The organism is Arthrobacter sp. TB 26, assembly GCF_000427315.1.
In the GTDB taxonomy this organism is placed as follows: Bacteria; Actinomycetota; Actinomycetes; order Actinomycetales; family Micrococcaceae; genus Arthrobacter.
Map to the genome: position 1 here is coordinate 1 of NZ_AUPJ01000508.1, position 6,587 is coordinate 6,587.

Annotated in this window: 5 protein-coding genes; 3 read left to right on the forward strand and 2 right to left on the reverse strand. The window is 66.2% G+C overall.

What is annotated here, in order from left to right; all coding sequences use genetic code 11:
• A partial coding sequence (locus K789_RS26330; RefSeq protein ID WP_035740415.1) for a hypothetical protein occupies window positions 1-315 on the reverse strand: 315 nt, incomplete at its 3' end.
• A gap of 402 nt (window positions 316-717) precedes the next feature.
• On the opposite strand from K789_RS26330, the gene K789_RS0120130 reads away from it, so the two are divergent.
• Window positions 718-2,052 (forward strand): RNA polymerase sigma factor, encoded by a 1,335-nt coding sequence (locus tag K789_RS0120130; RefSeq protein ID WP_024368325.1) that lies wholly within the window; start codon window positions 718-720, stop codon window positions 2,050-2,052.
• 172 nt (window positions 2,053-2,224) lie between these two features.
• Here the strand turns inward: K789_RS0120130 and K789_RS24800 are convergent, their stop codons facing one another.
• Window positions 2,225-2,446, reverse strand: coding sequence for a hypothetical protein (locus K789_RS24800; protein WP_024368326.1), 222 nt, complete (start codon window positions 2,444-2,446; stop codon window positions 2,225-2,227).
• 237 nt (window positions 2,447-2,683) lie between these two features.
• Between K789_RS24800 and K789_RS0120140 the strand changes: the two genes are divergently transcribed.
• A complete protein-coding gene (locus K789_RS0120140) occupies window positions 2,684-4,792 on the forward strand; it encodes a DNA gyrase/topoisomerase IV subunit B (RefSeq protein WP_024368327.1) in 2,109 nt (702 codons plus the stop codon).
• A gap of 173 nt (window positions 4,793-4,965) precedes the next feature.
• Window positions 4,966-6,489, forward strand: coding sequence for a M28 family peptidase (locus K789_RS0120145; protein ID WP_024368328.1), 1,524 nt, complete (start codon window positions 4,966-4,968; stop codon window positions 6,487-6,489).
• The last annotated feature ends 98 nt before the right edge of the window (window positions 6,490-6,587 follow it).

The following is a 6,587-nucleotide window of genomic DNA, read 5'->3' on the forward strand; positions in this document are numbered from 1 at the left end:
CGCGGTGGCGAGGTCAGCGGGGCAGCCGCCAGCGGGGGAGACGGCTGCAGCGGAGCGGGCCGGGCCGGAGCGGGCAGGAGCCGCTCCGGTCACGAACTTCCGGAGGTGCCCGGCTACGGCGAGGTCCTGCTGGGTCTGGCACCTCCGCTGCCGGACTGGACCGCGATGGCATGCCTGGAGCGGGTACTGGTGCAGCTGGGCGCGGCCGGCGGCGAGGCGGGAGCTGCCGCACTGACCGGGCGGGGCTGGATTGAATGGTGCCGCGGCAAGGGATCCTTCGCCGATGCGCTGTTCAGCCGCGCGGAGCAGGAACACCCCGGCTACCGGCTGGNTGGCGGAGCTGCTGGCGGAACTGGTCCGCCGCGGAACGCTCTGCGGCTGGGCGGGCCGAAGGGACGCAGCCTGGCAGCGGTTCGAGCCGGACGTGGCCTGACGCCAAGGCCGCCGCCGGGCCGGGGGCGGATATTGCGGCGCCTGCACCGCGGGTCGGTGCCGATTTCGAAAATCGTGAGACAATGGTTGCCGAGACCCGGTTGGGTCCGTGTATTAAGTGCTCGCAGTGGACCTTGGAAACAGGGAACATTACGGTCGCCCCAGGAGTTCTACTTAGTGGCTCTGCTGGTCGTGATTGCACCTGATGTGAAACACGGACTTGACAGGGTCATAGTGGTGTTGCCCGTATGGTGATTCCACAGACCGCCGCTAGAAAGGTTTTCTGTGACCCCGTCTTCCGCGAAGAAGGAACCCGCCGACCAGGCCGTATTGTCCCCCGAGGAGAAGAAGGCGGCGACGAGCGCCAAGCGCGCCGCCACGCGTGCCGCCAACAAGGCTGTCAAAGACGCCGCCTTGGCCGGAGGCGACAGCACCGCGTCGGCAGTCGCCAAGCCTGAACCCAAAAAGCGCGGGCCCAAGCCCGGCGCTAAAGCCGCGGCGCAGGCCGCCGGCAAAGCCGCCAACGGCGACGATGATACCGACGAGGATGTCGAGGTTGACCTCGACGACGTTGTGGTCGAGGCCGTTGAGATCGGTGAGGACGGCGAGGAGATCCCGGCCAAGGCAGCAGCCGCCACCGGCTCCGGCTTTGTCTACTCCGACGCCGACGACGACGACGCCCCCGTGCAGCAGGTTATGTCCGCCGGCGCCACCGCCGACCCCGTCAAGGACTACCTGAAGCAGATCGGCAAGGTCGCCCTGCTGAACGCCGAGCAGGAAGTTGACCTCGCCCTGCGCATCGAGGCTGGCCTCTTTGCCGAGGAGAAAATTAACGCCGACGACGGAACCATGGATCCGAAGCTCAAGCGCGAGCTCGAATTCGTCATCCACGACGGCAAACGTGCCAAGAACCACCTGTTGGAGGCCAACCTCCGCCTCGTGGTCTCGCTGGCCAAGCGTTACACCGGCCGCGGCATGCTGTTCCTGGACCTGATCCAGGAAGGCAACCTGGGCCTGATCCGTGCGGTCGAGAAGTTCGACTACACCAAGGGCTTCAAGTTCTCGACCTACGCCACCTGGTGGATCCGCCAGGCGATCACCCGCGCCATGGCGGACCAGGCCCGCACCATCCGCATCCCGGTGCACATGGTGGAAGTCATCAACAAACTGGCACGCGTGCAGCGCCAGATGCTGCAGGACCTCGGCCGCGAACCTACTCCGGAAGAGCTGGCCCTCGAACTGGACATGACGCCCGAAAAGGTCGTCGAGGTCCAGAAGTACGGCCGCGAGCCGATCTCACTGCACACTCCGCTGGGCGAGGACGGCGACTCTGAATTCGGTGACCTCATCGAGGACTCCGAGGCCGTGGTCCCGGCAGACGCGGTGAGCTTCACCCTGCTGCAGGAACAGCTGCACTCGGTGCTGGACACCCTCTCTGAACGCGAGGCCGGCGTGGTCGCGATGCGCTTCGGCCTGACCGACGGACAGCCGAAGACTTTAGACGAAATCGGCAAGGTCTACGGCGTCACGCGTGAGCGGATCCGCCAGATCGAATCCAAGACCATGTCCAAGCTGCGGCACCCGTCGCGGTCCCAGGTCCTCCGGGACTACCTGGACTAGGCAGGAACCACACAACGCGGGGTCACTTCCCGCCCATCATCTTCGGAGGATGGGCGGGAAGTGACCCCGCGTTGTTCGTTAAACCGGAGTTGTTCGTTAAAGCGGAAAGGCCCCTCCGGTTTCGGAGGGGCCTTTCCCAAATGGTCTAGTCGACCGGGACTCTCAAAATGGTCTAGTCGACCGCGACCGGCGGCTTCTCGTGAAGGCGTCCAGTCTCGTCGTGCCAGTCTGAGCTGAGCGGCCGTAGCGTCGGCTCCACGGCGCGGGCGTGGTGGCCGCAGAAAAGAAGCTCACCCCCGGAGGCGCCGAGAACAACCCGGACATATGCCTGTGCTCCGCAACGATCGCACCGGTCGACGGTGCTGAGTGTGCGGTCCGCAACTGCTGTTGTCATGTTCGGCCTCCTTAGTAGATCGGTATACCTATATAACCAGCATTCGCGGCGAATCCATGGCTTGGATGGGCCACTTTCGCTGTACGCGTATCACGTCTCGATAACGGCGTCCGGCGCGTCGGGCTCCGGGGGAGTGGCAGCACGCCGGACGGCGGCACTCCGGCTACCCTAGGAAGAGCGCCAAAAGCTTTGCCCGTCCAATGGCGACGGTCCCGTTCCTGAAGGAGTTTCCGCCCCGTGGCCCCAAGTTCTGATTACACCGCCCGGCATCTCTCCGTGCTGGAGGGCCTCGAGGCCGTCCGAAAGCGCCCGGGCATGTACATCGGTTCCACCGATTCCCGCGGACTCATGCACTGCCTCTGGGAAATCATCGACAACTCGGTCGACGAGGCCCTCGCCGGCTTTGGCCACGACATCAAAATCATCCTGCACGCGGACAACTCGGTGGAGATCCACGACGACGGACGCGGCGTCCCGGTGGACATCGAACCCAAGACCGGGCTGAGCGGCGTCGAGGTTGTCTTCACCAAGCTGCACGCCGGCGGCAAGTTCGGCGGCGGTTCCTACACCGCCTCCGGCGGACTCCACGGCGTCGGCGCATCCGTTGTCAATGCCCTGTCCGCCCGGCTGGACGTGGAAGTCGACCGCGGCGGCAAGACCTACAAGATGTCCTTCCGCCGGGGCGAGCCCGGCCGGTTCAAGGACACCGGCACCAGGCCCGACCCGGCCTCGGTCTTCGCGCCCTTCGTCGACGGGTCCGTCCTGGACATCGTGGGCAAGGCCAAGCGCGGCGTCACCGGCACACGGATCCGCTACTGGGCGGACCGGCAGATCTTCACCCCGGACGCCAAGTTCTCCTACGACGAACTCGCCGCCCGCGCCCGCCAGACCTCCTTCCTGGTCCCCGGCCTGAAACTCACCGTCCGGGACGAGCGCAAGGTGCCCGGCACCCCGGGCGAGTCCGGCCCGCACGAGGAAGTGTTCCACCACGACGGCGGCATCTCCGAGTTCGTTGAGTACCTCGCCGCCGACCCCGCCGTCACGGACATCTGGCGGCTGCATGGCGCCGGCAAGTTCAAGGAGACTGTCCCGGTCATCGATGAGAAGGGCCACAGCCAGCTCACGGAGGTCGAGCGGGACTGCGAGGTCGACGTCGCGCTCCGCTGGGGCATCGGCTACGACAGCACCGTGCGCACCTTCGTCAACATCATCTCCACCCCCAAGGGCGGCACCCACCAGGCCGGCTTCGAACAGGCGCTCCTGAAGACCTTCCGCAAAGCCGTCGAAACCAATGCCCGGAAGCTCAAGGCCGGCAACGACAAGATCGAAAAGGACGACATCTTCGCGGGACTTACCGCCGTCCTCACCGTCCGGCTTGCCGAACCACAGTTCGAGGGCCAGACCAAGGAAATCCTGGGCACCTCCGCCGTGCGGGCCATCGTCGCCAAGGTGGTGGAACAGGAGATCAACGCCAAGCTGACCTCGTCCCACCGGAACGACAAGGCCCAGTCGGCGCTGCTGCTGGAAAAGATCGTCAGCGAAATGAAGTCGCGCATCTCCGCGCGCGTGCACAAGGAGACCCAGCGGCGCAAGAACGCCCTGGAAACGTCCTCCATGCCCACCAAGCTCGCGGACTGCCGCACGGACGACGTCGCCCGCTCCGAACTGTTCATCGTCGAAGGCGACTCGGCCCTCGGAACCGCCAAGCTGGCACGCTCCTCCGACTTCCAAGCGCTGCTGCCCATCCGCGGCAAGATCCTGAACGTGCAGAAGGCCTCGGTGGGCGACATGCTCTCCAACGCCGAATGCGCTGCCCTCATCCAGGTGGTGGGCGCGGGCTCCGGCCGGAGCTTCGACATCAGCGCCGCCCGGTACGGCAAGGTCATCCTGATGACGGACGCCGACGTCGACGGCGCCCACATCCGCACGCTCCTGCTGACGCTGTTTTTCCGCTACATGCGGCCGATGATCGAGCAGGGCCGGGTCTTCGCTGCCGTCCCGCCGCTGCACCGGGTGGAGGTCATCAACGCCGGCCAGAAGGCCAACGAGATGATCTACACCTACTCCGAGGCCGAACTGCACGTCCTGCTGGACCGGCTCGCCAAGGACGGCAAGCGGTACAAGGAACCGATCCAGCGCTACAAGGGGCTGGGCGAGATGGACGCGGAGCAGCTGGCCGAAACCACCATGGACCCGCGGCACCGCACCCTGCGCAAGGTCGGCATCGAAAACGCCAAAAACGCCGAAGAGACCTTTGACCTCCTGATGGGATCCGACGTCGCGCCCCGCAAGGACTTCATCATCGCCGGCGCGGCGAGCCTGGACCGGGAGCGCATCGACGCCTGACGCCCGGCGCAGGAAAGGGGCTGCTGCGGCCCGCATTGTCCGGGCGAACGGTCATGAGCGCCAGTGCCCAAATGCCCTCTAACCGGTTTTGCCGCCTTCCGATAGTGTCGTCTCACGGCTCCGGGCAATGACGCCCGGAGCCGGATTCCGCAGCACGAATCCAGGAGACCCCTATGAGGCAAACTCGGAATATCCAGCGCGCGGCCATCGCCGCCACGATCGGACTGGCGGTCAGCTTCGCACCCCCGGCCCTTGCAGCAACCGCAACCAGCTCGGAAGCCCTGCGGTCGGCGGTGTCGGCCCCAAATATCAAGGCACACCTCGAAGCCCTCCAGGCCATCGCGACCGCCAACGGCGGCAACCGCGCAGCCGGGACGTCAGGCTACGAGGCCTCCGCCCGGTACATCGAAACGAAGCTCGCGGCGGCCGGCTACACGACGGTCCGGCAGCCGTTCACGTACGAACAGTACGCCACCGTTGGAGCCACGCTGGAACGGGTCTCGCCGACGCCCAAGGCCTATGCCTACGGGGACGGCTTCCTCGACATGGACTACTCCGGCGAGGGGGACATCACCGCTCCCGTGTCGGCCGTGGACATCAATTTGGCTGGTGACCGTGCGTCGACCAGCGGCTGCGAAGCGGGCGACTTTGCCGGCTTCACACCGGGGAACATCGCGCTGATCCAGCGCGGCACCTGCACGTTCCGGATCAAGGCGGACAACGCCGCCGCCGCCGGGGCCGCGGGCGCCATCATCTTCAACCAGGGCAACGCCGTCCCCGGCGAAGACCGCCTCGGTCTGTTTGGCGGCACCCTCGGCGCGCCGCAGCCGGCCATCCCGGTGGTCAGCACCAGCTTCGACAACGGCGCCGAACTCGCCGGGCTGCAAAGCGCCGTGATGCACCTCGCCGTCGACGCCACTATCACCCAGACCGCGTCCTTCAACATCCTGGCCGATACCGGCGGGNGGGCGGACCGGACCGTCCTGGTGGGAGCGCACCTGGACTCGGTGCCCGAAGGGCCCGGCATCAACGACAACGGCACCGGCACGGCCGCCATCCTGGAAACCGCGATCCAGCTCAAGAAGCCCGGCAGCCCGGCCCTGACGAACCGGGTGCGCTTCGCCTTTTGGGGCGGGGAAGAGGCCGGGCTGATCGGCTCGGAGTACTACGTCTCCCAGCTCACGGCGCGCCAGATCAAGGACCATGCCGTCAACCTCAACTTCGACATGGTCGGCTCGCCAAACTTCGTCCGGTACGTCTACGACGGCGATGGGTCGGCGTTTGGTGAAACGGGCCCCAACGGCTCCGCGTTGGTGGAGAAGGTCTTCCTGGACTACTTCAAGTCCCAGAACCTGCCCGTTGTGCCGACCGCCTTCGACGGGAGATCCGACTACTTCGGTTTCATCAACAACGGCATCCCGGCCGGAGGACTGTTCACCGGTGCGGAAGACCTGAAAACCGCTGACGAGGCGGCCGTCTTCGGCGGCACTGCCGGTGTGGCCCACGATTCCTGCTACCACCAGGCGTGCGACACCATCGACAGGGTGAACGACACCGTGCTGGAGCAAATGGCGGACGCGATTGCCCACTCCACGCTCACCTTCGCGATGACCACCTCGGCAGTCAATGGCACCACCAAGGGCAACGGTACCGGCAACGTGGACCCCGAGTACAAGGCCAACAAGCTGATCAAGTAGCAACTGGCGGCGGCAGTGCGACAGTAGTGCCACCGGTGCCGGGCCGCTCCGCCCAAGGGTGGGGCGGCCCGGCATCTTGTGTGCGCTGCCTTCGGCGG